Raw genomic sequence first — 25,541 nt, 5'->3', positions numbered from 1 at the left:
CTAGGTATCGTCGCGCAGCGTGGCCTTCAGGTCATTTTTAGCCTCGGTCGCGTTACGCTCGGCTTCAGCATGCTTCACGTCGCCCTCGGCCTGCTTCACCTTGGCATTGGCTTTAGCCTCGTCGACCTTGTCATCGATGCGGTCCTTGGCGTCGTCCACTGCTCGACCGATCTTCTTGCCGGTGGCATCGAGTGCATCCTTGGCATTGTCGACGAATCCCATGTTGTCCTCCTGATCGTGTGAGCGGTTGGGTTGAACCGCGTATTCCAAGACCATACTTCGGGGGCTGGGCGCCGAGTCCCAATTGTGATCCGACTCCCAGACTGCCCCCAGACACTGCCCCCACAACGCTCGGTACGGTGAGGTATGGGACGAACGTGGGGTGTCATCGCGGTTCTTCTGACGGCCGTGTTGCTGGCGGGGTGCACGGCAAACAGCGGCAGTTCCGTGACCACGGATTCGTCGGGAAGTATCTCCAGCGGGGCTGTTCCCGCTGAGGGTGACAAGGCGGGCGACGGAAGCCTGGTCACCGGCACCACGGGCGCTGTGAAGACCACGAACCGCGACGTCATCACCACCGGATCCATGTCGATCACGACCACCGACCCGGTCGCGGCAAGCGAAACCGCCGTCACCCTTACCGAACAGGCCGGCGGACGGGTGGACAGCCGCAGCGAAAACCCGGCCACCGACATCCAGCCGGCCAGCGCGCACCTCACCCTGCGCATTCCGTCCGACGAACTCGACCGCACCCTGGCCGATCTGAAGAAGCTCGGCACCCTCAACTTCGTGACACTCACCGCCGAGGATGTGACGCAGCAAAGCCAGGACCTCGACGCCCGCATCACCGCGCTCACCACCTCGGTCGACCGGCTGCTCGCGCTGATGGCCTCCGCCACTACGACAGCAGACCTGATCAGCATCGAAAGTACGCTGTCGAGCCGGCAAGGTGAGCTGGAAAGCCTGCGGTCCCAGCGCGACTTCCTCGCTGACCAAATCGACTACTCGACCCTGCAACTCGACCTGGTCTCGGAGGGTACCGTCGCCGCGGGCGGCCCCGACAACTTCTGGACCGGCATCACCGCCGGCTGGAGCGCCCTCGCCGCAGCCCTCGGCGGCCTGCTGATCGGCCTCGGAGTGGCCCTGCCCTGGCTCGTCGTGCTGGCGATTTTTGGGGCAATTGTGTTGCTTATCGTGCGGTTGTTCACACGCCGGCGCAAGGCTGCATAGGCTTGACTATGTGACCGAGTTTCTCCCTGCGCCAGCCCTGCTCGAAACGCCTCCGGCAGCGCCCGTTTCCCTACCCACAAGCGACCAAAACGAGCCGCTGCTCTCTGACCAGATCCTGGCGGGCATCCGTTCGCGAGCTGCCGGTTACGACCGGGCCAACACGTTCTTCTCCGACGACCTCGAGGAGCTCGTCGCCGCCGGTTACCTGCGTGCCCTCGTGCCGATTCGGTTCGGCGGACTCGGTCGAACCCTGCAGCAGACTGCTCGCGCGCAGACCCAGCTCGCCGCGCATGCCCCGGCCACCGCTCTCGGGGTGAACATGCACCTGATCTGGACGGGAGTCGCCGCGAGCCTCTACGCGCAGGGCGATCACTCGCTCGATTTTCTGCTCGAGGAGGCCGGCCGCGGCGAAATCTTCGCCTTCGGCGTGAGCGAACCCGGCAACGACCTCGTTCTCTTCGGCTCGACAACGGATGCCATCCCCGAGCCAGACGGCGGCTACCGGTTCACCGGCACCAAGGTTTTCACCTCACTCTCCCCGGCCTGGACCCGGCTCGGCACCCTGGGCCTCGATTCTTCCGACCCGGGCGACCCTGCGATCGTCTGGGCGTTTCTCGATCGAGCGGATGCCGGCATCCACTCGAAAGACGACTGGGATACCCTCGGCATGCGCGCCAGCCAGAGCCAGAGCACTGTGCTGGAGGGCGCACGCGCACGCCCCGACCGGGTCGTGCGCAAGCTGCCGGTCGGCCCGAACGGCGACCCGCTCGTGGCCGGAATTTTCGCCAACTTTGAAATTCTGCTCAGTGCGGTGTACACCGGTATCGGCCAGCGGGCGCTCGAGCTCGCAGCCCTGGGCGCGCACCGACGTACATCGCGCAAGAACGATGGGCGCACGCACGCACAGGATCCGGTGGCACGCTGGCGGGTGGGCGAGCTCGTCATCGCGATGGACGGCATCTACCCGCAGATCGACGCCCTCGCTCGCGCGGTCGACGAGCAGACCTGGCAGGTCGGTCCGGCCTGGTTCGCCCAGCTGTCCGGGCTCAAATATCGGGCCACCCAGAACGCCAAGTTTGTCGTCGATACCGCCGTGCAGGTCGCGGGCGGCTCCGCCTTCAACGCAGGCTCCGAACTCGCGCGGCTCTACCGCGACGTGCTCGCGGGTCTCTTCCACCCCTCCGACGCGGACTCCGCGCACGCGACCGCCGCCGCATCCGTTTTGGGACCCCTCGATGTGCGCACCTCATGAGTTTTAGCAAAACCACCGCCATCTCACTCGACCACTCCGGCTACACCCGGGCAGTGCTCGATCTCACCATGCGTCTCGCCGAGGTCATCTTCACCGCCGGTGCCGGCGCCGAAGATGCGACCGCCGCGATGATCGCGCTGACCCGCGCGTACGGGCTCAAGGGCACCGACGCCAATATCACGCACACAACCATCACGCTCACGCAGGAAGATGTGTTGACGCACGAGTCGATCATTCGCAGCCGCAATGTGAAGTACCGCACGCTCGACTATTCCAAGCTCACCGCGACGTCGGAGCTGATCGCGGACATCATCGAAAAGCCGATCGAAGTCGCCGAAGCCCGAAAAATTCTGGCGACGATCGTGAGCTCCAAGCCGCAGGTACCCAAGCAGTGGCGCCGCGTCGGCTGGAGCCTCGTCGGCGCGGGCGCCGCCGTGCTCATCGGCGCCGGCCCGACCGTGATCATCGCCGCGTTCGTGGCAACCTGGATCATCGACTGGATCACCTCGGTACTCGACCACCGCCAGGTTCCTCTGTTCTATCAGACCGTCGTCGGCGGCGCGATCGGCCCGATCATCGCCGCAATCGTGCGGCTGATCGATCCCACAGCGAACCCCTCGCTCGTAGTCGTAGCGACCATCATCATGCTCCTGGCCGGAGTGACAACCTTCGGCGCCGTGCATGACACCCTGTCGGGGTTTTATCTCACCGGCACCGCCCGAATGGTGGAGGCCCTGCTCATCACGGCCGGACTGGTCACCGGAGTCTCCGGTTCCGCGCTGTTCCTGGCTCGCTTCGGACTGTTGCTCGAGATCGATTCGAACCCGATCGTGACGCTCGCTGTCTTGCCGGTTCTGCTCGTGGCAGCGATCGTGATCGTGATCGGGTTTGCCCTCGCCGTGCAGGTACCGTGGCGTGCGTTCTGGGTGGTCTGCGTGCTCGGCGCCCTCGCCGAATTCTTGTTCGTCGCGGCCTTGGCCGGTGGATTCGGCCTGGTTGGCTCATCGGCGGCGAGCGCCCTCGGCGTCGGGCTGTTGGCCGCTGTCACCGCCCGCATCGTGCGTACCCCGCCGCTGGTCATCATGGTGACGGCTCTCGTGCCGCTGGTGCCCGGACTCACCCTGTTTCGCGGTCTGCTCATGCTCTCAGAAGGCGACATCAACGGGCTGCTTTCGCTCCTCACTGCGGCGGGTATCGCCATGGCCCTGGCGGCCGGCGCCCTGCTGTCGCAGTACATCGTGCAGATCGTGTGGGGCCCGGCACGCCGGCTGCAGCGCCGCTTCGTCGGGCCGCTCATGGCCCTGCCGGTGCGGCTCGGTCGGGACTCCACCAAGCGCATCTAGCGCGTTGCGGCATCCGCTTTCCCAGCGGATGCCGCAACGCCGCCGATCAGTTGGGAACGTCGGCTTCGCCGCCTGCTTCAGCGACGTCTTCCTCCACGAAACGGTACGGGATGGGCTCATCGGTTTCGCGCCCGCGCTTGTAGGTGCGGGTGATCGTTTCGGTGTCCTCGATCTCTTCGAGCACGATCACGTCCCGGTATTGCCCGTCGATATATTCCAGCTCCACCTCTGTTCCGGCGGCGATCGGGTTCGGTCCAAAGAGTACTGCCCGGTAGGTGGCGCTATGGCTCATGACGGTGACCTTTCAACGAGGTGAGGGTTTCGTAGAGCGTCAGCATACGACACACCGGCAGTGGGTGCACAGGGCTTCGGCCGAGTTGACCGGTTCTCACGCGACGCTCGCACGGTGAGATGACGTTTGCGGCAAATCCGCGTATTCTCAAGGTGACAGGGCCCCACGGCTCGGCGCGAAGGAGTACACAATGGCTGATAAATCACCGAAAAAGGATGCGACCAAGAAGGTTGCCGACAAGTCCCTCAAGGAAAAGAGGGCCGACAAGAAGGCGAAGTCTGAAGAGACCGCTTCCCGGGCCCGCAAGAGCTAGGTTTCAACCAGCGCATGGGGTGCCGCCACGGTCGTGGCGGCACCCTCTTTCTGCTCTGTCCGCATCCGCTTGAACAGGAGCAGTCATGACCCTGCCCACCGAAGACACCCGCGTGCTCTACCCGAGCGGCGCCATCGATACGCAGGCGACAGTGTTGCATTCCGAGCCGCTCAGCGACGGACGCGTCGCCGTGCTGCTCGACGCGACCTGCGTGCATCCGGTCGATGCGGGCTGGCCCGACCAGGGGCCCGATCTGGCGCTGCTGCACCACGGCGCGGCCTTCTGGCCGGTCGAGGACTGCATCGTGGGAGCCACCGACGGATCGGCACTCTACATCGGCGACGACATTCCGGTGGCTAAGGGAACACCCGGTTGGGCCTTCGTCGTGGTGCACGTGGTCGACGCGACCGGATTGAACGCCGGCGACACCGTCACCGTCGAGGTGGACGAAGGCCTGCGCGATGCCACGAGCGCCGGGCACACCAGTTGCCACCTGGCTTCGCTCGCCCTCAACGACGCCCTCGCTGGCCGCTGGAAGAAGGAGGTACGCACCGACGCCCTCGGCGCCCCCGACTTCGACGGGCTCGCCATCGACGAGTCGTTGATCGGGCCGAACGCCTCCGTCGACACCTACCGCCTCGGCAAGTCTGTGCGCAAGAAGGGATTCTCGGTCGACGGTCTCGCCGAGGCGCTTGCCTCGGTTGAAGCGACCGTCAACGCGACCCTCGCCGGGTGGGTGGGAACAAAGGCCGAGGTGCGCATCGACCGCGACGGTTATCTTTTGACCGATCGCCGCTATTGGGTCTGCGAGCTGCCCGACGCGAGCGTGCGCATCCCGTGCGGCGGCACCCACGTGACCTCGCTCGGCACGCTTGGCGCCGTGACCGTGACTCTCACCCTGCACGACCTGGATGGCACCGACATACTCACCATGAACACGTCCGCCACGCGCTAGCTTCGCGCATTCGGGGCAATGTGAGGGGCCATCAGCGCCTGAGGAGTAGCACTATGCATGGTGTTCAAGCGAGAGATTGCGCAATTCCTCCCATCGGCGCAGAATTCAGGGGTACCAGGTCAGAGAGGACCCGCCATGAGCACCGTCATTGACAGCCCCGAGGTCGGCAGCGCCGCAGCGGATGCGACCACCCCCGAGTTCTTCACCGGTTCCACGAACGACTTCTTCTCCTACGAAGATCTACTCACCCCCGAGGAGCGGCAGCTCGTGGCCGAGGCCCGAGCGGTCTTCGAGCGTGACGTGCGCCCGGTCGTGGCAGAGCATTGGAACAACGCGACTTTCCCGTTCGAGATCATCCCCGTGCTCACCGCCCTGAACTTGGTTGAACTCTGCGCGCGCGGCAACAACTTTCTGCTGCACGGCTTCATGACCCTCGAGCTCTCGCGAGTGGATGCTTCGATCTCCACCTTCGTCGGTGTGCACAGCGGCTTGTTCGCAGCGGCCATCGCCCAGCTGGGCACCGACGACCAGCGCGAACGATACCTGGACGACGCCATCTCCCTGCGCAAGATCGGTGCGTTCGCGCTCACCGAACCGGAGCACGGCTCCGACGTCTCCCGCAATATGGAAACGACTGCGACCCGGTTTGGCGACTCGTGGACCCTGAACGGCGTCAAACGCTGGATCGGCAGCGGAACCTTCGCTGCCAACGTGCTGGTCTGGGCGCGCGACACCGCCGACGACCAGATCAAGGGTTTTATCGTCAGCTCGGCCCTGGACGGGTTCACGGCCGAAAAGATCGAAAACAAGATCGCACTGCGCATCGTGCAGAACGCCACGATCACCCTGGACCACGTCGTGGTCGCCGAACGTGACCGCCTGCCGGGAGCCACCAGCTTTCGCGACACCAACCGGCTGCTCACCAATTCCCGGGTCTGGGTGGGCTGGCAGACCGTCGGACTGCAGTTCGCGACCTACGACTATGCGCTGCGTTACGCCCTGGAACGCCAGCAGTTCGGCAAGCCGATCGCGTCGTTCCAGCTCGTGCAGGAAAAACTCGTGCGCATTCTGGAGAACGCGACGACCTCGCTCGGCACGATGGTGCGCATCGCCCAGCTACAGCAGGCCGGCACGCTGCGGCCCGAACACGCCGCGATGGCCAAGGCCTCCGCCAGCGCTCGCATGCGGGAATCCGTGGCGCTTGGCCGCTCGGTGCTCGGCGGCAACGGAATCTCCACCTCCTGGGGCATGGCCCGCGTCTTCGCCGACGCCGAAGCGCTCTACACCTACGAGGGCAGCTACGAAATCAACACCCTCGTCGTCGGCCGCGCCATCACGGGTATCTCCGCGTTCCAATAATGCTCGAGCTCGGCCATCCGCTCGCCGAACCGTAACTTTCTCGCCAGTCGTGGCGGACAGGGTCACGCGGGCAGGGTCACGCGGGCAGGGTCACGCGGGCAGGGTCACGCGGGCAGGGTCACGCGGTGAGCATAACTCCTGCAATTTGCACGCTCGTCAGAATTGCACTGCGAATTCACGCGGAAGTCTGCACAGGGTCTGGAAAATTGCAGGAGTTATGCTCCGGGGATGGCGGGCACACCTGCCCCCATGCACTCTTCCGGAGCGATTCGTCCGAGAACAAGCCTTTTCGTGCAGAAAAGTTGCGCGGATTGTTGAACAATCATAGGCTTTCTGACAATCAGTGACCGTCGGTGCTGACTCGTATCCCAAAGAAGTGAGCAGCGCCCATGGCCACGACCACCACACGCAAACCTAAAAAGCTCAAGAACAAACACCGTGGGGCGCTGCTCGGGGCGATGTTTCTCATGGCCACCAGCGCGGTCGGCCCCGGATTCATCGTGCAGACCACCACCTTCACGGTGCAGCTCGGCGCCGCCTTCGCGTTCGCTATCCTGGTGTCGATCCTGGTGGACATCGCCGTGCAGCTGAACGTGTGGCGGGTGATCGGGGTAAGCGGCAGGCGCGCCCAGGAACTCGCCAACACCGTGCTTCCGGGTGCCGGCTGGTTTCTCGCCGCCCTCATCTGCATCGGCGGTCTCGTCTTCAACGTGGGCAACATCGCCGGAACCGGCCTCGGCCTCAACGTTCTGTTCGGCATCGACCCGAAGATCGGCGGGCTCGTGTCGGCCGCCGTCGCCATCGCCATCTTCCTGAGCAAGCGCGCCGGCGTGGCCCTCGACAAGATCGTGATCGTGCTCGGGGCCGTCATGATCCTGCTCATCGGCTACGTGGCCATCGTGTCGAAGCCACCGCTCGGTGAGGCACTCCGAAACACCGTTATCCCCGACAACATCGACTTTCTCATCATCACGACCCTCATCGGCGGCACTATCGGCGGGTACATCACCTATGCCGGGGCGCACCGCATGATCGACGCCGGTGTTTCCGGCCCTGACAATGTGGGCGAGATCACCAGGAGTTCGATCCTCGGTATCATCATCACCGGCGTCATTCGGGTGCTGTTGTTCCTGGCGATTCTCGGAGTCGTCGCCGGCGGCGTAGCGCTCACGAGCGATAACCTCGCCGCCGAAGCATTCCAGTCAGCGGCCGGCAACATCGGTCTCAAGCTGTTCGGTGTGATCCTCTGGGCCGCCTCGATCACCTCGGTGATCGGTGCCGCCTATACGTCGATTTCGTTCGTCACGACCGCCAGGACCTCGCCGCGGGTGCGCAGCATCGCCACCTGCGTGTTCATCGCCGTATCGGCCACGGTCTTCACCCTCCTCGGCCAGGCCCCGGCCACCCTGCTCATCATGGCCGGCGCGGTGAACGGGCTGATCCTTCCGGTCGGCTTCGCGGTCATCCTCTGGGTGGCGTGGCGCCGCCGCGACCTGCTCGGCGGCTACGTCTATCCCCAGTGGCTGCTCGTCAGTGGAGTCGCCGCCTGGCTGCTGACCCTGTACCTCGGCTACCGGTCGCTCGGCGGCCTCGTGCAGCTGTGGACGTAACGACCTTCGACCGGGCAAACGTCACCCCCGCCGAGGCCCGCGCACTGTTTCGCGAGGGCCTCGCCACGCCGACGGCGGGCTGGTCGAGTGGCTTCACCCAGGCCAACCTCATCATCGTGCCCCAAGAGCAGGCCTTCGACGTTCTGCTGTTCGCCGAACGCAATCCCAAGCCGTGCCCGATTCTCGGCGTGCTCGAAGCCGGGCAGACGACCGGCCCACTGCTGGTCGGCGGCGACATTCGCACCGACGTCGGCCGCTACACGGTTTACCAAAACGGTGAACTCGTCGACGAGCCGACCGACCTCTCGGCCTGGTGGCGCGACGACCTGGTGACGTTCATCGTCGGCTGCAGCTTCACCTTCGAGGCGGCGCTGCAGCGCGCGCACATTCCGATCGCGCACATCGAGCAGGGCCGAAACGTGCCGATGTACCGCACGAACCGGCGCTGCGCATCCGCGGGTAACATGGTGGGACCCCTCGTCGTGTCGATGCGGCCGATCCATGCTGACCGGGTAGCGGATGCCGCGCGCATCACCGCCCGCTACCCCGCCGTCCACGGCGCCCCCGTCCACATCGGGGATCCAGCCGAGCTCGGCATCCGTGACCTCGCCAGCCCCGATTTCGGAGACGCGGTGACGGTGGCCGACGGCTTCGTGCCCGTGTTCTGGGCCTGCGGAGTCACCCCGCAAGCGGCCGTGATGGAGTCCCGACCGCCGCTGGCGATCGGCCACGCCCCCGGCCACATGCTCGTCACGGACGCCCGCGACGCCGATTATCTGGTGCCGTAGCGCGCCGCTACGCGCGGGAATGCGCCTCGAGCAGCTGCTCCTCCGCACGGCGCAGGTAGTCGACCATGAGCGCGGCCGCCGCCTGGCGGTCCCCGGCCTCGAACCTGTCGAGAATGACGGCGTTGTCGTCGATGTAGGGCGCGTGAAAGAGCGGATTGGCCACCATCGAGTGGAACACCAGCCGCATCTCGGCGAGCACCTGCGTCATCTGCGCACTGAGACGGTCACTTCCAGTCAGCGCGACGACGCCCGCATGAAAGTCCTGATTGGCGCTCGCCATGCCCGGCACAGAACCGTTATCTCGGGCGGCCCGGGCGCGCGCGATCGCGGCGTGGAGGGCATCCGTTGTCGGGCTGGTCGACCAGGTGAGGGCCGCCGATTCCAGAAAGCGCCGCACCCGGTAGATCTCCCGGATGTCGTCGGCGGTCGGACGGGTGACGAAGACACCACGATTGGGGATGCGGGTGACGACGTGCTCGCGGGCGAGGGTGGCGAACGCCTCGCGCAGGGTGTTGCGGGAGACGCCGAGCACCTCGCAGAGCGGCTCCTCCGACAGCTTGGCACCGGGTGCGAGCTGACCGGCCGAGATGCGCTCACGCAGCATCGACGCCGCCCACAGGCCGGTTTCGGTGTGGCGCGCGTCGACGCTCTGGCGACGCAGGTCGGGCAGGATCTCGTCGAGGGTCATAGGCACAGCGTATCCATTCTCCGGTGCGGGTCAGGCTTCGATCCCCGCGACGATGGCGTTCACGGGCACGGCGTCGCCTTCCGCCACGAGGAGTCCGACGAGCGTTCCGGAGCGGTGCGCGACGACCGTCGATTCCATCTTCATGGCCTCGAGCACGAGCAGCGCCTCGCCTTCGACCACCGTTGCGCCGGCCTCGACGAGCCACTTTACGACGGTGCCGCTCATGGTGGAGCGCAGTTCGGCCGGGTCGGCTTTCGGGATCGACGCCACTACGGCAGCAGCGCCGCCCTGCGCGAGGCCGCCGAACAGGTTCTCTGGCAGGCCCAGGGCCACCCGTCGCCCGTCGAGTTCGATCGTGATGGTTCGGCGGCTGACCGCCGGAACGGCCGGGATGAGTGAGGAGTCAGCGACGAGCTGCTCGGCGAACTCTGTTTCGATCCAACTGGTGTACACGCCAAGCCGGTCGGGCCCGGTGAACGAGGGAAGGTCAACGACCGCCCGGTGGAACCCGAGCACGGTGGGGAGGCCCACGATCTCAAACTCGGCGAGCGCGCGGCGGGCACGTCGCAGGGCCTGCGGCCGGTCAGCGCCGGTGACGATGAGCTTGGCGAGCAGAGAATCGAATTGCGGGGCGACGGCATCCCCGGAACGGATGCCGGTATCCACCCGGATTCCCGGCCCGGTCGGCACGGTGAACGTGGTCACGGTCCCGGGTGAGGGCAGAAATCCGCGGCCAGGGTCTTCGGCGTTGATGCGAAATTCAAACGAGTGGCCACGCGACACCGGATCCTCCGACACCGGCAGCCCGTCTCCGGCGGCGATGGCCAGCTGGGCGAGCACGAGGTCGACGCCGGAGGTCTCCTCGGTGATCGGATGCTCGACCTGCAGGCGGGTGTTGACCTCGAGAAAGGAGAGGCTGCCGTCGTCGGCCAACAGGTACTCCACGGTGCCGGCGCCGACATACCCGGCCTCCCGGCAGATCGCCTTCGCCGAGGTGTAGATGAGATCGCGCTGGTCTGCGGTAAGAAAAGGGGCCGGTGCCTCCTCGACGAGTTTCTGGTTGCGGCGTTGCAGGGAGCAGTCGCGGGTGCCGACGACGATCACGTTGCCGTTCCCGTCGGCCAGAATCTGGGCTTCGACGTGCCGGGGCTTGTGCAGAAAGCGCTCGACGTAGCATTCGTCGCGGCCGAAGGCGGCAACGCTCTCGCGCACTGCCGAGTCGAACGATTCCTCGATGGCGTCGAGTTCCCAGACCACCTTCATGCCGCGGCCTCCGCCGCCGAACGCCGCTTTGATGGCTACCGGAAGCCCGTGTTCCTCGGCGAAGGCGCGTACCTGGGCTGCGCTGTCGACGGTACCGTTCGAGCCGGGCACGAGCGGAGCGCCAACACGCACGGCGATCTCGCGGGCCGACACCTTGTTGCCGAGCATTCGGATGCTTTCCGGGCTCGGACCGATCCAGGTCAGGCCGGCGTCCTGCACGGCCTGGGCGAAGTCGGCATTCTCGGAGAGAAAGCCATAGCCGGGGTGCACCGCGTCAGCGCCGGCCCGGCGGGCGATGGCCAGCAGTTTCGGCACGTTGAGATAGGTGTCAGCCGGGCTGTTGCCGCCCAACGCGTAGGCCTCCGTGGCCAGGCCAACGTGGAGAGCGTCGGCGTCGACATCGGCGTAGACAGCCACCGAGTCGAGCCCGGCGTCCGAGCAGCCACGAATGATGCGCACGGCGATTTCCCCGCGGTTGGCGATGAGTACTTTGTGCACGGTTCAGCTTTCGTTCAGGGTTTCAGAAGTGATGGCGAGAAAGCGGATGCGTGCGCCGGTGCCGAGTTGAGCCGCCTTGTCCAGGTCGGTATGCAGCACCACGCCGAGTACCGGGTAGCCGCCGGTGACCGGGTGGTCGGCGAGGAACAACACCGGAAGGCCCGAGGCGGGCAGCTGGATGGCGCCGGAGACAGTGCCCTCGCTCGGCAGTTCGCCGCCGCGCGCGCGTTCGAGGGCTCGCCCGTCGAGACGCAGGCCGATGCGGTTGGACTGCGCGGTGACGGCCCAGTCGGTGCGGTCGAAATCAGCGAGCGTGTCGGCGCTGAACCAGTCGGCGCGGGGGCCGGGAATGTAGCGCAGCACGGTCACTGCGGCCGGCGGGTCGACCGCGGGTTCAGCGGCACCGACCACGCTCGTTGGCGGAGCCGGCAGCACGCGCAGTACGGTGCCGGCCAGAAGCGGCCCCGGCCCGATTCCCGACATCGAGTCACTCGAGCGGCTGCCGAGCACGAGCGGCAGGTCGAAGCCGCCGCGTACGGCGATATAGCTGCGCACGCCCGACACGGGGGCGTCGAGGGTCAGCCGTTCGCCGACGTGCAGCGCGAACGGCGCGTCGGTGGGCACGACGCGGGGGGCGGCATCCGTTCTGTCGATCGTGATGAGAACCGATGCCCCTGCTACCGCGAGAACCTGCTCGGTGCGCGCGTCGAGCACGAGGCCGCCGAGGGCGTTTTCGAGTACGGCGGCGGAGGCGAGGTTACCGACCAGCCGGTTGGCGCGGCGCAACGCTCCGCGGTCGAGGGCGCCGGCACCGGCCACGCCAAGGTGGGCGAGGCCCGGGCGGCCGAGATCCTGCACGGTGGTCTGCGGCCCGGGTTGTACGACGACGAGGTCGGCCGGGAGGTCGACGATGTCGGTCCCGATGGCCGTCGGCGCGGCGCGCACAAACTCACGCACAGCGCGAAACTGTACCCGACTGCCGGGTTGGATGAGGGCCGGCTGGTCGCGGTCGAGGTTCCACAGGGCAGCATCGGTGCGACCGATCAGCTGCCAGCCACCGGGAGTGACCCGCGGATAGACCGCCGAGTAGGCGTCGGCGAGCGCCACCGAACCGGCCGGCACGGCCCCCCGCGGAGTACTGCGTCGGGAGACCCGCAGGCGGTCGTCGCCGACGAGGTACGCGAAGCCGGGGGCGAAACCGCCGAACGCGGCGGTCCACAGCTGCCCGGTGTGCGCCGCGATCACGCCGTCTGGGCCGAGGCCGGTGAGTTCGCCGACCTCGTCGAGATCGTCCCCGTCGTAGATGACGTCGATGGTCACGAGGCCCTCGTGAGCGCTGGCGACCGTGTACGGTTCGATCGCGCGCAGCAGCTGCGCAAAGCCGCGAGCGGATGCCGCCGAGTCGGCCGTCACCAGCACGGTTTCGGCGGCGGCGACGAGGTCCACCTGGCCGGGCAGCGGATACTCGCGCAGTGCTTCGTATAGCCCGAGCACCTCGCTGAGGCTGCCGAGCTGCACAAGCACGGCCCGGTCGCCGACCGGACGGATGGATCGAATATGGGTAGGCATCCGCTACACGAAACTAGCGATCGAAACGCCGGCACCCAGCAGCGCGGAACGCACCGCCGCAGCGAGGCGCACCGCGTCAGGGGTGTCGCCGTGCAGGCAGATACTCGTCGCCGGCACAGCGATGACCGAGCCGTCGATGGCCACCACAGTGCCGTCGAGGGCGAGGCGGATGACCTGTGCGGTCACCGCCTCGACCGAGTGCAGCACGGCTCCCGGCAGCGTGCGCGACACGAGACTGCCATCGGGGTTGTAGGCGCGGTCGGCGAAGGCCTCGGACACGGTGCGCAGGCCGGCGGCCCGGGCGAGGCGTTCGATCTCGCTGTTGGGCAGCACCATCAGCGGCAGCGTCGGGTCGACGGCGAGTACGGCGTCGACCACGGCCTGCGCCTGCACCGGGTGGTGAGCGATGGTGTTGTAGAGGGCGCCGTGCGGTTTCACGTAACGCACCGCGGTACCGGCGGCGCGCGCGAGGGCCTGCACGGCGCCGATCTGGTAGATCACATCGTTGCTGAGTTCGGCTGCATCCATCTCGATGAAACGGCGGCCGAAGCCGGCCAGATCGCGGTAACCGGGGTGTGCGCCCACCGTGACGCCGGCAGCGGCGGCCGCGGCGCAGGTCGCGCGAATAGTCGTTGGATCGCCGGCGTGGAACCCTCCGGCCACGTTGACGCTCGTGACCGAGGCGATGATGGCGCCGTCGTCGCCGAAGGTCCAGTTGCCGAAGGACTCTCCGACGTCGCTGTTCAAATCGATGGTTGCCATAGGTTCTATGCTGCCGTATCGGTCGGGTTTGTTAGAGCGGATGCCGATAACAGCGCATCCCAGGCGAAGGTTGCAAGCCAGTGCGAGGACATGAACTCCGGCGCCACGACGGCCGCGAGTCCGGCCCGAAGCAGGGGGTCCCTGGCGGCGTCCAGGGCCGCCACCGCCGGTGCCGACTCCGGCGTCTGGCCCAGGGCAGCGAGAATGCGCGTCACCTGTCCGGCGCGGGAGAGGTTCAGCCCGTGCAGGTGCACGAGATATCCGTCGGTCTCATCGGTGACCCGAAACGGGCGCACGATGCGCGAATCGGCCGTCAGGCGGGGCAGGAACGATGCGAACCAGGCTGCGAATTGCTCGGGCGCAAGTACTCGGCGCAGCAGGTCGGCCTCGCTCAGCCCGGCGGAGAGAAAGTCCTGGCCGCTCATTTCCCAGTCACCGGGCCAGTCGGCATCCGCGTGGAACCAGGTGAGGGACGCGGTTTCGCAGGCTAGAGCAGCGTCGGCGCGGTCGAGGGTTCGAAAAGCGTCGAGCATCAGGCCGAGCCCGAACGCCGAGTTGGTGTGCAGACCGTGACGCACCGGCCATTCGGCTTTTTCCACCCAGGCCATGAACAGTTCGGCCACGATGTCGACAATCGGATCGAGAGCGGATGCCCACCCACGAATCTCGGCGTCGGTCGACGCCGCGCAGGTGGCCGCGAGCCGGACCAGCCAGGCCCAGCCGTATGGTCGTTCCCAGCTGGGGTCGGCGAGCAGATACGCGCCCTCGACGCGCAGCTTCCCGGCCGTGAGGTTGGCGCCGATCGCCTGACGGAGGGCGGCGTCCCGCTCGCTGTCCAGGCCGTGCTCGAGCAGCATCACGCCCAAGGCGTGCATGTGCACGCAGGAATGCCAGTCGAAGGAGGTGTAGAAGGCCGGGTGAATCTGCTCGGGCGTTGGTCGGTCATCCGCTGAATGCGTCGTGTGGTGGGCCGAATGCGGATACGGCCTGGCCAGATTGTCGAGAACGATGTCGGCGTACGTCGGCGCCAGCCCACCCAGTAGCGCGGATGCGTCGAGAACGGTTGGTGCGTCGGGCATGGTGCTCCACTTCGTTGTGCGGTTGAGAAGCGAGAAAGTACATCAGGGCAACGTTGACGCCGAGCATGGGCACGCCGGTGCCGACCTGGGCCTTGATCACACCGTACTAATCCTTCATTTCCAGCAGGGCGGAGGGAACGAGGTTGAAGTTGGCCGCCAGGGGTGTGACCTGGGTGCCGCAGAAACCGGAAAGCATGCCAATGGCGCAGACGGCGGCCGGGTTGCCGGCGAAGATCTGCACGAGTACGAGCGAGCCGATCGCGGCGGTCATGATCGGGAATGCCGCGAAGGCATTGCCCATCAGCGCCGTGAACAGGAACATGCCCGCGCTGACCAGGAACACACCAATCAGTACGCGCATATTTCTCCCAGTAGCGCCCGCGTACCCGGGTGCGCCAAACAAACATGTGATCACCGGGGGTATCGCTCGCCATTTTTGAGCGGATGCCCGATCAGCGTTTTGCAGAGACTATTGAATTGTTGAACAATCCTACAAGCTTGGGCCGTAACTTCTACGGCCCCCAATCGCTCGATCGCGTCAAATCTAAGAGAATTCTCACGATTGCCTTGGTCCGGGCTTAGCTGCGGACGCCACACTAAGGAATGGATTGTCGATGGGAGGCCTCATGAACGCTCGCAGTATCTGGACTCGACCGCTGCTCTGGATCGCCGGCGCGGGGGTGGGGGCGGTTCTGCTCGTAGCACTGGCGTCGGTTCTGGCCGATTCGCTCGCCATCGCCGAGCAGCCGGGGCGATCCATCGGCGTTCCGGCCGTGTCCGTGCAGCCGAGCGGGGCATCCACTGGGGCGGCAACACCGGATTCAACGCCGAGCGCTGAACCGACGAGCACCGAACCAACGAGCACCGACCCCACCGGCACCGACCCCACTGACAACGACCCGACCGGTACCGACCCGACCGGTACCGACTCGACGGGCACCGAACCGGCCGTCCCCAGCGCCGCCCCCGAAGTCGTTCCCGCTCAGGATCCCGTCGTCGTGGACGATCATGGCGGTGACAACCCCGATCACGATGATGATATCGGCGTTGACGATTCCGGTGGAAGCTCCGGTTCGGGCCGCAAAAGCGGCTGATCCCTGTGCATGAGAGCGCTCTCATGCACTTCTCGTGCCGGTCTTATCGGCGTGCGGTTGATTGATCCTGTGGAGATCGACACCACGACATCAACCCTCCGCCTACCAGGCGCAGACGAAAGGCCACCCCATGTTTCAGATGACGAAGAAGCACACCATCACCCTCGCAACCCTCGGCCTCGCCGGGTTGATGTCGGTCGGCGTCATCGCCGCCCAGGCGAACACCGCCCCGAACGTCGTTGCTCCGACCAGCACGTCGAGCAGCAGCCCAGTCGCTACCGGTACTCCCGATGCCCCCGACGACAGTGACGGGCGCGTCGGCAGCGGCAACGGAATCGACGATCAGTTCGATGATGCGATCAGTAACGATGTGAACGACGCCCCGGACGACAGTGACGGCCGCATCGGTTCCGGCCACGGCGCCGACGACGTGACCGTCGCCCCCGATGACAGTGACGGCCGAGTCGACAGCAACTCCGGCTCCGGCAACGCGGTCACAGGCAACGCGGTCACGGTCGACGACTCCAGCAACTCAGGTAGCGGCAGTGATTCCGGACACGATGACCACAGCGACAACAGCAATTCCGAAAGTGACGACTCGGGCCACGAGGACAGCGGCGACGACTCGGGCCACGGCAGCGATCACGAGTAACCCGCTCAGCCGCGGAATGGGCTGTCGCCTCAGGTGAGTCGGTAGCCCATTCCGCGTACCGTTTCAATGTGCTCCGCACCGAACTTGGCGCGCAGGTACCCCACATAAACGTCGACGATGTTCGACCCGGGGTCGAAATCGTAGCCCCAGACCCGGCTGAGCAACTGTTCCCGGCTCAGCACCTGGTCGGCGTGGCGCAGAAATTCTTCGGCGAGCGCGAACTCTCGGGCCGAGAGATCAACCTGCCGGTCCCCCAGTGTCGCCCGTCGGGTCCGCAGGTCGAGCTGCAGCCCGGCGACGCTGAGTACGGTGCTCGTCTCGCGCGGGGCTTCCGCCATGCGCAGGCGCACCCGGGCCAGCAGTTCGTCAAACCGAAACGGTTTCGACATGTAGTCGTTGGCGCCGCCCTCGAGGCTCGCAAGGGTGTCTTCGGCGGAGTCGCGAGCGGTCAGCACGACCACCGGCAGCTCCGACCCGTCGGCCCGCAGCTGTCGTAGCACCTCGTAGCCGTCGAGTCCAGGCAGCCCGATGTCCAGAATCAGCAGGTCGAACCCGCCGGTGATGGCGTAGTCGAGGGCATCCGTTCCGGTGCGCACCACCACGGTGGAGAACCCGGCGGCGACGAGTCCCTTCTCGATAAAACTGGCGATGCGGTCTTCGTCTTCGGCGATCAGAATGCGGCTCACAAGCGGATGTCCTTCAGTTCGGGTGTCGCAGGCGCCGAGTCGGCGGGGAGGTCAATGGTGAACGTAGCGCCGCCGCCGGGGGTCGGGGAGATTAAAACAGTCCCGCCGTGCGCCTCGGCGATGGCCGCGACGATGGCCAGGCCGAGGCCGGAGCCGGCCGGCCCACGTCCGCGAGTTCCTCGCTGAAACCGGTCGAAGATGCGCGGCAGCAGTTCGTCACTGACGCCCGGGCCGTGATCGCTCACCCAGAGCTGCAGGCGCGGCCGACCGGCGGCATCCAGTGTGAGGGCGCTGCCGAGCTCGATCGCTCCGGTCGGCGCGCCGTGGGTGACCGCGTTGGCGGCCAGTTGCAGCAGCGCCTGCGTCAGCTTGGCGGCGTCGACGGCCACGACCACGTCGGCCGTCGCCGTGGTGACCCAGCTGTGCGCTGAGAGCGCGCCCGCGTTCTGGCGCACCCGTTCGACCAGCGCGGCAATATCGGCGGGGTAGCGTTGGGCGAGCGCCGACCGTTCGACCTGTGCCAGAGCGGAGATATCGCGTACGAGGCCGCCCATGCGGTCGAGTTCGTCGATCGCGAGGTCGCGGGTGGCCGCGACATCGGCCGCGCTACTGGAATTCATCAGCTCGAGATGCCCGCGCACGATGGTGATCGGCGTCTTCAACTCGTGACCGACATCGTCAAGCAGCTGGCGCTGCCCGGTGAGCGCTCCCTGCAAGCGGTCGAGCATCTCATTCACGGTCGAGGTCAACGCCGACACGTCGTCGTGGCCAACGACGGGGATACGTTCGCTCACATCCGACGCGGTGATGCGCGCGGTGGCTTCGCGCAGGCCACGGATCGGGCGCAGCAGGCGCCCGGCCACGACCCAGCCGACCAGCCCGACGACCATCAGGGTCGCGAGGCCCACGAATAGATAGGTGCGGGACGCATCGGATACCGGCCGCAGTTCGGCATTGACATCAAAAGCGGCAATGAACGTGCCCCGCGCCGGATCGCCATCGACGGAGACCGGCACGAAGACGTAACGCAGCAGCCGGCCCGACGCCGTGACGGTGCCGAGCACGACCTCGCCCGTGGCCGTTTCAACCACGCTGCGCGCAACGAGCACGTCGTCGGCCAGCCGAAAATCGACGGCACGCGGTTCCAGCGCCGCCACCCCGTCGATGACGGCGAGGGTGCTTTCGTTGGTAGCCGGACGCACTCCGGCGATGACGGCACGCAGCGCACCGCGCACATCGACGGCTGCCGAATCTGCGGCGACGATACGCGCGTCGTCAACGGTGTCGGTGAGCACCGCGTCGATCTCGATCAATGTGCGTTCTCGCTGCACCACGTAGGCGGTCGTTCCGGCGATCGCCAGTCCGGCCGCGGTCACGAGCAGAATCGCGGCCAGAATGCGCACGCGCACCGACAACGCGGGGCTTCGTCGCCGCGCGCGCACACCGATCCGGTCCGACATGCACTCAGTATGGCGGGTGCCGCGGTCGGTCGACCATTCGAACGAAATGCACCCCAGGAAAGCTGCACCCATAAAGGGTGGACAACGAGATCACTGCCAAATACTGTATTGTTTCTGGCGGTTAATTCGTTAGCTGGATGTGATTGATAACTGGAGTGAAGCACATGATGCGTAGCAAAGTGAAGGCCGGCGCCCTCTCGGCGCTTTTGATCGGCACGTTAGTCGGTGCTGGCGGGTTCTTGTCGACCGGCGCAGCCTCCACCGCCAGTGTGCCGGGGGCCGTTATTACGTCTTCCTCGGCGGATGTCGACCGCTGGGTCGTCCCACAAACGCAGCAGGGCGGTGACTACTGGACACCGGAGCGCATGCAGGGTGCCATTCCGGGGGAGGTCCTGGTGCAGGACAACATTGTGGCCGGGGCGATCGGCACTGTCGCTGCCGGGGCGACCTCTCTGGTAGCCCCGCAGGAGGCCGACCCCGAGCAGTCGCCGACGGCCTCCCGAATCTCGCCCGTCTCCCACATCGGCAAAGTCTTCTTCACCCTCGGCGGCACCGACTACGTCTGTTCCGGCAACTCCGTCTCGGCTGTAAATGAGAACACGGTCGTCACCGCGGGGCACTGCGTCAACGAAGGCCCCGGCGCTTTCGCGTCACGGCTCACCTTCGTGCCGGCCTATGAAAACGGCTCGGCACCGTTCGGCCAGTGGAATGCCACCGAGCTGTACGCTCCTACCCAGTGGACTAACAGCGGTGACATCAGCTATGACACCGGCTTCGCCGTCGTGTCCTCACTCACCGGCATGTCATTGAGCGACACCGTCGGCGCGTCGGGCGTCACGTTCAACCAGAGCCGTGGCCTCACGTACACCGCCTACGGTTATCCAGCAGCCGCGCCGTTCGACGGTGAGACCCTGCAGTCCTGCTATGGCACTGCCACCCCTGACCCCTACGGCCAGAGCCAGTCGCAGGGCATCCCTTGCAACATGACCGGCGGATCGTCGGGCGGCCCGTGGATGATCGGCAGCGGTTCCACTGGCCTGCAGAACTCGGTCAACAGCTTCGGCTACAACAACATCGCGGACACCATGTTCGGGCCCTACTGGGGGTCGGTCATCGAGAACACCTATGTCGCCGCATCCGCGTGACCCGAGCGACGCGAACCCGGTTGCCCGGCGGCGCCTCGATTCCGATGCCGCTGACTGGACTGAGGAACAGATGCGAGCGGCCCGGCCGCGCATACTCCGTCTGAACCCCGACGGGTCGCGCGAGCTCGACGACGCAACCGCCGTGCCGGAGGCCGAGCGCGCGGACGACGTGGATACCCCGCCGACAAAATCCTGAATCACTGAAAGCCCCATCCGCGACGTGGACGGGGCTTTCAGTGATTGATCTGACGACTAGACCAGAGCAGTTTCCCCGACCGTGAATGCGGCCTCGGTGGTATCTTCGATGTCCTGCAGGCTCACGCCGGGGGCACGTTGGCGCAAGACCAGGCCGGTCGGCGTCACGTCGAAGACGGCCGTGTCGCTGATGATGCGATCGACAACACGCACGCCAGTCAGTGGCAGGGTGCACTCGGTGACGATTTTTGGCGTCCCATCTTTCGCGACGTGTTCGGTCAGCACCACTACGCGCGGACTGCCCGCCACGAGGTCCATCGCGCCGCCCATGCCCTTGACCATTTTACCGGGAATGGTCCAGTTGGCGAGGTCGCCAAGCCCCGAAACCTGCATGGCGCCGAGGATCGCAACCTTCACGTGACCGCCGCGGATCATGCCGAACGAGGTGGCCGAGTCAAAGATCGCCGCCCCCGGCAGCATCGTGACGGTCTGTTTGCCGGCATTGATGAGGTCGGCGTCTTCCTCGCCCTCCCACGGGAACGGCCCCATGCCGAGCAGTCCGTTCTCGCTCTGCAGCGTCACGTGAATGCCCTCAGGCAGATTGTTGGCCACGAGCGTCGGGATGCCGATGCCGAGGTTCACGTAGTCGCCGTCACTGAGTTCCTGCGCCGCGATCGCGGCCATTTCATCTCTGGTCCAAGCCATGGTTTTCTCCTCAACTACAAGCTAGCCAGCACGGGGCGGCTGCGCACGGTGCGCTGTTCGATGTCTTTGACCCGGGCTGAGGCCTGGATGAGGCGCTGCACGTAGACACCGGGGGTGATGACGTGGTTCGGATCGATATCGCCGGGCTCCACGATCACCTCGGCCTCAGCGATGGTCACGATACCGGCGGTGGCGACTACCGGGTTGAAGTTGCGGGCAGTGAACCGGTACTCGAGATTGCCGAGAGTGTCGGCACGCCAGGCCTTGACCAGCGCAACGTCGGCGACGATGCCGCGTTCTTGAAGGTAGGTTTCCCCATCGAAGTCGGCGAGCGGCTTGCCCTCGGCGATCAGCGTGCCGACGCCCGTCTTGGTATAAAAGGCGGGGATACCAGCGCCCCCGGCCCGCAACCGCTCGGCGAGCGTGCCCTGGGGGCTGAATTCAACCTCGAGCACGCCGGCCAGAAACTGTTCGGCGAACAGCTTGTTCTCGCCCACATACGAGGCGATGACCTTGCGCACCTGCCCGGCCTCGAGCAACACGCCCAGGCCCTTGCCGTCGACGCCCATATTGTTCGACACGACCGTGAGATCTTTCACACCGGATGCCCGCACCGCGTCGATGAGATCGGCCGGGATTCCGCTGAGCCCGAAACCGCCGACCGCGAGAACCATCCCATCGCGCAGAACGTCGTGCAGCGCACTGCTCGCGCTGGCCTGAACCTTGGACATACTGTCTCCTCCTTGAGCGGTGTCGAGCGTGCTGTCCACGCCGTGGACACCACCTCTTTACGTCATGGTATTCAGAGCCGATAGACCCTGTCAATCAGCATCATCTTGCGACTCCACTCCGTGAACAGTAGGCTGCAAATCATCCACATTATGGACAGAGGCATAGATATGGTCGCTCAGCCACCCACACGTGAGGCGCAGACGGCACGCGGCGGCACACCATTAGCGCTGGCGCAGCCGGTGCAGGGCGCACAGGTCGTCGGCCGCATCGCCCTGCTGCTGCGCCTGGTCGGTCGAAATCCCTTCGGCACTCCCCTGGCCGAGATCGTGCGCGACTCCGGCCTGACCCGGCCTACCGTGCACCGGCTGCTCACGTCGCTGGCCGCCGAGGGCCTGCTCGACCACGATACGGTGCGGCACACCTGGCACTATGGCCCCGAAGTCTTCGTCATGGGAACCATTGCTGCCGCCCGCTACCCGATCGAAGAGCTTGCCCGGCCGAGCCTCGTGCGCCTGGCCGAGGAGACCGGGGAGAGCGCGTTCCTCTCGATCCGGCGCGGCGCCGAAACCGTGTGCCTGCTCCGTGAAGAGGGCAGCTTTCCCATCCGCTCCTTTGTGCTGCACGAGGGTGTGCGCTTTCCGCTGGGGATCGCATCTGCTGGACTGGCCATTTTGGCCTACCTACCCGCGGCTGAAGTGGATGCCCTCCTCGACGACACCGAGACATTCGCCGCTCGCTGGGGCGGCCAGCACTCCCCCGCCAGCATCCGCGCCAACCTCGAACGCACCCGGGAAACCGGCTACGCGGTGAATCCCGGACTCATTCTGGAGGGCAGCTGGGGCATGGGCGCCGCGATCTTCGATCGCAGCGGCCGCCCCGGCTGGGCGCTCTCGCTCACCGGCATCGAGCCACGGTTCAAGCCCGAGCGGCAGAGAATCCTCGGCCAGCTGCTCCTCGACGAAGCCAGCCGCATCACCCAGACCCTGCAACGCCCACCGATCGCCTAGCGGCCTGCGCGGGGAATGAGAAAAGTCCCGGCCGAGGCCGGGACTTTTGCACCAGTGTGGTGGAGCTAAGGAGATTCGAACTCCTGACCTTCTCATTGCGAACGAGACGCGCTACCAACTGCGCCATAGCCCCAAACTGCCTTTGAAGAATATCACGGGCTGACCGACAGTTTTGCCGCTTCGAGCGCGAGGCGGCAATTAGACCGCGCGACGGCGACGCAGCACGGCGTCGAGGTCGGTCATGCCTGGGATTGTCTCGCCGACAATACCCATCGACGCGAATCGGTTGGGCACCGCAGCAGCAGTCGCCGCGACGACCGGCCGCGCGATCGGCGTGACCACCCGGTTGGCCTCCTCCGCGAGCGCGGCGGCACGACGGGCAACCTCCGCTTCAGCGGCTGCCCGGCGCAGCTGGTTGGCCGCTTCAACGGATGCCATCGCCGTCTGCGCGATGGAGCCGCGCGAGAGGTGCAGCGCTCGCGGCACGGGTTGCGGCGTCCAGGTGGCAGCGGCGACCGGAGTCTTTTCCAGTTGGACGGGCTCGAAGGTTTGCCGGATCGGCACGGACAGCGCCACCGGGGCTTCGACTCGAACGATGCGCGCCGAACGGGCGACCGTGGCCAGTCTTTCGAGAATGCCGAACGCGGCGATCATGACGACTCCGCCGCCAACCAGTGCGGAGAATGAACCGGCCAGAGCGGGAACGATCCCCGACATCGCCAGCACGAAACCGGTCAGCAGAATGAGCGAGACCACGCGACGAAAGCGACGAAGACGCCGAAGTTTCTTCACCGGCGACTCTGGGAGGCGCGGCGCGGCCGCGGCGGCCACAGCGGCGGCGGCGCGGCGAACGTCGCTGGCGGCATCCGCCTTCGCCTGCGCTTCCGCCCGCTCCGATTGCTCGGCCCTCGCCAGAACCCGTTGCTGCTCGGCAACGGTGCGGGCGTTCGCTTCAAGCCGCACTTGCTGCGGAACCTCGGCGGTTTCGGCCAGAATGCGCAGTGTCTGCTGCAATCGCACCGCGTTTCGTTCGGTTGCCTGGAACTGCTTGCGGCGCGACCAGGTGGGCATCAAGTAGGCAACCCAGAGCACAGCAGCCACCGCCACCATGACCCCGCCACCCAATGCCTCACTACTCATGTTGACAACGGTAAGAGGCGCGGGCACATCCGACGAGGATTACTCTCGGTGTGTCACCCAAGTTAATACACTGATTCCGCCCCCGAACAGGGTGGTTCGTAACCGTCATCGGGTGATGACGGTTACCGGATGCGCGGCCGACTCCAAATCTGCCGCGGTGACGCTCGCGGCAGCCTCAGGCACCAGGCCATCCTGCCAGCGGCGCATGACGCCCTGGCTGAGTTCCTCGGCGATCAGGCCGAAGCAGAAATGGTCGCGCCAATCACCGTTGATGTGGATATATCGTCGGCGCAGGCCCTCATACCGAAAGCCCAGCTTTTCGACGACGCGCAGGCTGGCCTTGTTCTCGGGGCGGATGCAAATTTCTATTCGGTGTAGGCCGAGCTCGTAGAAGCAGTAGTCGGTCGCGAGCGCCACGGCCGTGGGGGTGACCGACTGGCCGGCAAACTTTTCACTCACCCAGTAGCCGATCGTGGCCGACGACAGCGATCCCCAGGTGATCGACGACACGTTGAGTTGACCGGCCAGTTCACCGTTTTGTTCCACGATGAACGGCAGGCCGTTGCCCGACCGCGAATGCGTCAACAGGCTGCGGATGCTCGCGCGCGTGTCGAAAGACATCGGCGCGTAGGGGTTGGTGGCCTCCCACTTGCGCAACCACGAGCGGTTCGCCAGCAGTTCGCCCTCGAGAGCGCGCGAATCGCGCAATCGGATGGGACGCAGAGTGACTGCCCCCTCGCGGAGGGTCGGGATTGCGATCGGCACGGTTTGCCTGTCTGTCGTGGGTTGGAAGCTGGGTGGAGCGGGGAAGATCGTTAGTCGAGTGCGGCGACGAATTCGCGCAGCCAGGGCTTGAGGTCGGCACCGAGATCTTCACGATCGACGGCGAGCTGCACGATCGCCTTGATGTAGTCAAGCCGGTCGCCGGTGTCGTATCGACGCCCACGAAAGATGAGGCCGTACACGCCGCCGGTGGACTCCGGGTTGACGGCCATCTCCTGCAGGGCGTCGGTCAGCTGAATCTCGTTGCCCTTGCCGGGCGCTGTGTGTTCCAGAATATCGAAAACTTCGGGCCGCAACACGTAACGGCCGATGATGGCGAGGTTGGAGGGGGCGTCTTCGCGGCTGGGCTTCTCGACGAGGCCGGTGATGCGCACGACATCGGGGTCATCGGTCGCTTCGACCGCAGCTGCTCCATACATATGAATCTGCGCGGGGTCGACCTCGAGCAGGGCAACGATGCTGGCGCCACGCTTGACCTGCTCTGCGAGCATGCGGGTCAGCAGCGGGTCGCGGGAGTCGATGATGTCGTCACCGAGCAGCACCGCGAACGGCTCGTTTCCCACGTGCATGCGCGAGCGCAGCACGGCGTGGCCGAGTCCGCGCGGGTCGCCCTGCCGCACATAGTGGATGTCGGCAAGCTCGTTGGATTCACGCACCTTGGCCAGCCTGGTCTGGTCCCCTTTGCGTTCCAGCAGCGCTTCCAGCTCGGTCATTCGATCGAAATGGTTCTCCAGGGCGTTCTTGTTGCGCCCGGTAACCATCAGCACGTCGCTGAGCCCAGCCGCAACAGCTTCTTCGACGACGTATTGAATAGCCGGTTTATCAACGACGGGCAACATCTCTTTCGGCATGGCCTTGGTCGCTGGCAGGAAACGTGTTCCCAGTCCAGCTGCGGGAATGACGGCTTTAGTTATCGGGGTACCCATGGGCACTAGGTTAGT

The 25,541-nt window shown here is 66.0% G+C and carries 28 protein-coding genes and 1 tRNA gene; 13 read left to right on the top strand and 16 right to left on the bottom strand.

Annotated elements, in window-relative coordinates; all coding sequences use genetic code 11:
* Positions 1-222, bottom strand: coding sequence for a hypothetical protein (locus tag CXY83_RS06205; RefSeq protein ID WP_104127647.1), 222 nt, complete (start codon positions 220-222; stop codon positions 1-3).
* A 144-nt stretch (positions 223-366) separates the two neighbouring features.
* Here CXY83_RS06205 and CXY83_RS06200 point away from each other — a divergent pair, with 144 nt between their 5' ends.
* The 3 genes from CXY83_RS06200 to CXY83_RS06190 are packed head-to-tail and all read left to right on the top strand — an operon-like array spanning position 367 to position 3,825.
* A complete protein-coding gene (locus tag CXY83_RS06200) occupies positions 367-1,230 on the top strand; it encodes a DUF4349 domain-containing protein (RefSeq protein ID WP_104196505.1) in 864 nt (287 codons plus the stop codon).
* 37 nt (positions 1,231-1,267) lie between these two features.
* Positions 1,268-2,482: an acyl-CoA dehydrogenase family protein gene (locus tag CXY83_RS06195; protein WP_199184907.1), complete on the top strand. Its 1,215-nt coding sequence runs from the start codon at positions 1,268-1,270 to the stop codon at positions 2,480-2,482.
* On the top strand, positions 2,479-3,825 hold the full coding sequence (locus tag CXY83_RS06190) for a threonine/serine exporter ThrE family protein (protein ID WP_104196504.1): 1,347 nt from the start codon (positions 2,479-2,481) through the stop codon (positions 3,823-3,825). Before CXY83_RS06195 ends, CXY83_RS06190 begins: the two co-directional genes overlap by 4 nt.
* A 46-nt stretch (positions 3,826-3,871) precedes the next feature.
* Here the strand turns inward: CXY83_RS06190 and CXY83_RS06185 are convergent, their stop codons facing one another.
* Positions 3,872-4,117: a hypothetical protein gene (locus CXY83_RS06185; RefSeq protein ID WP_104196503.1), complete on the bottom strand. Its 246-nt coding sequence runs from the start codon at positions 4,115-4,117 to the stop codon at positions 3,872-3,874.
* A gap of 190 nt (positions 4,118-4,307) precedes the next feature.
* Between CXY83_RS06185 and CXY83_RS18340 the strand changes: the two genes are divergently transcribed.
* From CXY83_RS18340 to CXY83_RS06165, 5 genes are all read left to right on the top strand, one after another.
* The gene (locus tag CXY83_RS18340; RefSeq protein WP_255408738.1) at positions 4,308-4,430 is read left to right on the top strand and encodes a hypothetical protein; all 123 of its coding nucleotides are present in this window, start codon (positions 4,308-4,310) and stop codon (positions 4,428-4,430) included.
* Positions 4,431-4,515: 85 nt separating this feature from the next.
* On the top strand, positions 4,516-5,385 hold the full coding sequence (locus CXY83_RS06180; RefSeq protein WP_104196502.1) for a metal-dependent hydrolase: 870 nt from the start codon (positions 4,516-4,518) through the stop codon (positions 5,383-5,385).
* A gap of 135 nt (positions 5,386-5,520) precedes the next feature.
* Positions 5,521-6,744 (top strand): acyl-CoA dehydrogenase family protein, encoded by a 1,224-nt coding sequence (locus CXY83_RS06175; protein ID WP_104196501.1) that lies wholly within the window; start codon positions 5,521-5,523, stop codon positions 6,742-6,744.
* A 389-nt stretch (positions 6,745-7,133) separates the two neighbouring features.
* The gene (locus CXY83_RS06170; RefSeq protein ID WP_233200636.1) at positions 7,134-8,354 is read left to right on the top strand and encodes an NRAMP family divalent metal transporter; all 1,221 of its coding nucleotides are present in this window, start codon (positions 7,134-7,136) and stop codon (positions 8,352-8,354) included.
* Positions 8,345-9,142: a putative hydro-lyase gene (locus tag CXY83_RS06165; protein ID WP_104196500.1), complete on the top strand. Its 798-nt coding sequence runs from the start codon at positions 8,345-8,347 to the stop codon at positions 9,140-9,142. The genes CXY83_RS06170 and CXY83_RS06165 overlap by 10 nt, the downstream gene beginning before the upstream one ends.
* Positions 9,143-9,149: 7 nt before the next feature.
* On the opposite strand, the gene CXY83_RS06160 is transcribed toward CXY83_RS06165, so the two are convergent.
* The 6 genes from CXY83_RS06160 to CXY83_RS17820 form a co-directional block, all read right to left on the bottom strand.
* The gene (locus CXY83_RS06160; RefSeq protein ID WP_104196499.1) at positions 9,150-9,830 is read right to left on the bottom strand and encodes a GntR family transcriptional regulator; all 681 of its coding nucleotides are present in this window, start codon (positions 9,828-9,830) and stop codon (positions 9,150-9,152) included.
* A 30-nt stretch (positions 9,831-9,860) separates the two neighbouring features.
* Positions 9,861-11,591 carry a biotin carboxylase N-terminal domain-containing protein gene (locus CXY83_RS06155; protein WP_104196498.1) on the bottom strand — a complete coding sequence of 577 codons (1,731 nt, stop codon included), beginning with the start codon at positions 11,589-11,591 and terminating at the stop codon, positions 9,861-9,863.
* Positions 11,592-11,594: 3 nt separating this feature from the next.
* Positions 11,595-13,160 carry a 5-oxoprolinase/urea amidolyase family protein gene (locus CXY83_RS06150; RefSeq protein WP_104196497.1) on the bottom strand — a complete coding sequence of 522 codons (1,566 nt, stop codon included), beginning with the start codon at positions 13,158-13,160 and terminating at the stop codon, positions 11,595-11,597.
* A 3-nt stretch (positions 13,161-13,163) separates the two neighbouring features.
* Positions 13,164-13,922, bottom strand: coding sequence for a LamB/YcsF family protein (locus CXY83_RS06145; RefSeq protein WP_104196496.1), 759 nt, complete (start codon positions 13,920-13,922; stop codon positions 13,164-13,166).
* 5 nt (positions 13,923-13,927) lie between these two features.
* Positions 13,928-15,001 (bottom strand): DUF2891 family protein, encoded by a 1,074-nt coding sequence (locus CXY83_RS06140; protein WP_104196495.1) that lies wholly within the window; start codon positions 14,999-15,001, stop codon positions 13,928-13,930.
* 106 nt (positions 15,002-15,107) lie between these two features.
* The gene (locus tag CXY83_RS17820) at positions 15,108-15,362 is read right to left on the bottom strand and encodes a 5-oxoproline transporter, DUF979 family subunit (RefSeq protein ID WP_199184910.1); all 255 of its coding nucleotides are present in this window, start codon (positions 15,360-15,362) and stop codon (positions 15,108-15,110) included.
* Positions 15,363-15,627: 265 nt separating this feature from the next.
* Between CXY83_RS17820 and CXY83_RS06130 the strand changes: the two genes are divergently transcribed.
* On the top strand, positions 15,628-16,095 hold the full coding sequence (locus CXY83_RS06130) for a hypothetical protein (RefSeq protein WP_146069872.1): 468 nt from the start codon (positions 15,628-15,630) through the stop codon (positions 16,093-16,095).
* Between the two features lie 130 nt (positions 16,096-16,225).
* A complete protein-coding gene (locus tag CXY83_RS06125) occupies positions 16,226-16,747 on the top strand; it encodes a hypothetical protein (protein ID WP_104196493.1) in 522 nt (173 codons plus the stop codon).
* Positions 16,748-16,776: 29 nt separating this feature from the next.
* Here the strand turns inward: CXY83_RS06125 and CXY83_RS06120 are convergent, their stop codons facing one another.
* Together CXY83_RS06120 and CXY83_RS06115 are read right to left on the bottom strand one after the other, a co-directional pair.
* Positions 16,777-17,433: a response regulator transcription factor gene (locus tag CXY83_RS06120; RefSeq protein WP_104196492.1), complete on the bottom strand. Its 657-nt coding sequence runs from the start codon at positions 17,431-17,433 to the stop codon at positions 16,777-16,779.
* A complete protein-coding gene (locus tag CXY83_RS06115; RefSeq protein ID WP_158251850.1) occupies positions 17,430-18,893 on the bottom strand; it encodes a cell wall metabolism sensor histidine kinase WalK in 1,464 nt (487 codons plus the stop codon). Before CXY83_RS06115 ends, CXY83_RS06120 begins: the two co-directional genes overlap by 4 nt.
* A 164-nt stretch (positions 18,894-19,057) precedes the next feature.
* Here CXY83_RS06115 and CXY83_RS06110 point away from each other — a divergent pair, with 164 nt between their 5' ends.
* The gene (locus CXY83_RS06110; RefSeq protein ID WP_104196490.1) at positions 19,058-20,038 is read left to right on the top strand and encodes a serine protease; all 981 of its coding nucleotides are present in this window, start codon (positions 19,058-19,060) and stop codon (positions 20,036-20,038) included.
* Positions 20,019-20,234, top strand: a complete 216-nt coding sequence (locus CXY83_RS06105; RefSeq protein ID WP_104196489.1) for a hypothetical protein — start codon at positions 20,019-20,021, stop codon at positions 20,232-20,234. The genes CXY83_RS06110 and CXY83_RS06105 overlap by 20 nt, the downstream gene beginning before the upstream one ends.
* 56 nt (positions 20,235-20,290) lie before the next feature.
* Here the strand turns inward: CXY83_RS06105 and CXY83_RS06100 are convergent, their stop codons facing one another.
* Both CXY83_RS06100 and CXY83_RS06095 read right to left on the bottom strand, forming a co-directional pair.
* Positions 20,291-20,938: a CoA transferase subunit B gene (locus CXY83_RS06100; RefSeq protein ID WP_104196488.1), complete on the bottom strand. Its 648-nt coding sequence runs from the start codon at positions 20,936-20,938 to the stop codon at positions 20,291-20,293.
* 14 nt (positions 20,939-20,952) lie between these two features.
* The gene (locus tag CXY83_RS06095) at positions 20,953-21,669 is read right to left on the bottom strand and encodes a CoA transferase subunit A (RefSeq protein ID WP_104196487.1); all 717 of its coding nucleotides are present in this window, start codon (positions 21,667-21,669) and stop codon (positions 20,953-20,955) included.
* Positions 21,670-21,837: 168 nt separating this feature from the next.
* Between CXY83_RS06095 and CXY83_RS06090 the strand changes: the two genes are divergently transcribed.
* The gene (locus CXY83_RS06090; RefSeq protein WP_104196486.1) at positions 21,838-22,677 is read left to right on the top strand and encodes an IclR family transcriptional regulator; all 840 of its coding nucleotides are present in this window, start codon (positions 21,838-21,840) and stop codon (positions 22,675-22,677) included.
* 57 nt (positions 22,678-22,734) lie between these two features.
* Here the strand turns inward: CXY83_RS06090 and CXY83_RS06085 are convergent.
* From CXY83_RS06085 to galU, 4 genes are all read right to left on the bottom strand, one after another.
* A tRNA-Ala gene (locus CXY83_RS06085) sits at positions 22,735-22,810 on the bottom strand.
* A 65-nt stretch (positions 22,811-22,875) separates the two neighbouring features.
* The gene (locus tag CXY83_RS06080; RefSeq protein ID WP_104196485.1) at positions 22,876-23,817 is read right to left on the bottom strand and encodes a hypothetical protein; all 942 of its coding nucleotides are present in this window, start codon (positions 23,815-23,817) and stop codon (positions 22,876-22,878) included.
* A 105-nt stretch (positions 23,818-23,922) separates the two neighbouring features.
* Positions 23,923-24,582, bottom strand: a complete 660-nt coding sequence (locus CXY83_RS06075) for a GNAT family N-acetyltransferase (protein ID WP_104196484.1) — start codon at positions 24,580-24,582, stop codon at positions 23,923-23,925.
* A gap of 50 nt (positions 24,583-24,632) precedes the next feature.
* Complete coding sequence (gene galU / locus CXY83_RS06070; RefSeq protein ID WP_104196483.1) at positions 24,633-25,526, bottom strand: UTP--glucose-1-phosphate uridylyltransferase GalU; 894 nt, start codon at positions 25,524-25,526, stop codon at positions 24,633-24,635.
* Between the last annotated feature and the right edge of the window lie 15 nt (positions 25,527-25,541).

Origin of the sequence: Cryobacterium sp. M15 (genome assembly GCF_002929675.1) — a bacterium.
In the GTDB taxonomy this organism is placed as follows: domain Bacteria; phylum Actinomycetota; class Actinomycetes; order Actinomycetales; family Microbacteriaceae; genus Cryobacterium; species Cryobacterium lyxosi.
The sequence above is the reverse complement of the archived record's forward strand: the minus strand, read 5'-3'. Positions and strand labels throughout refer to the sequence as shown.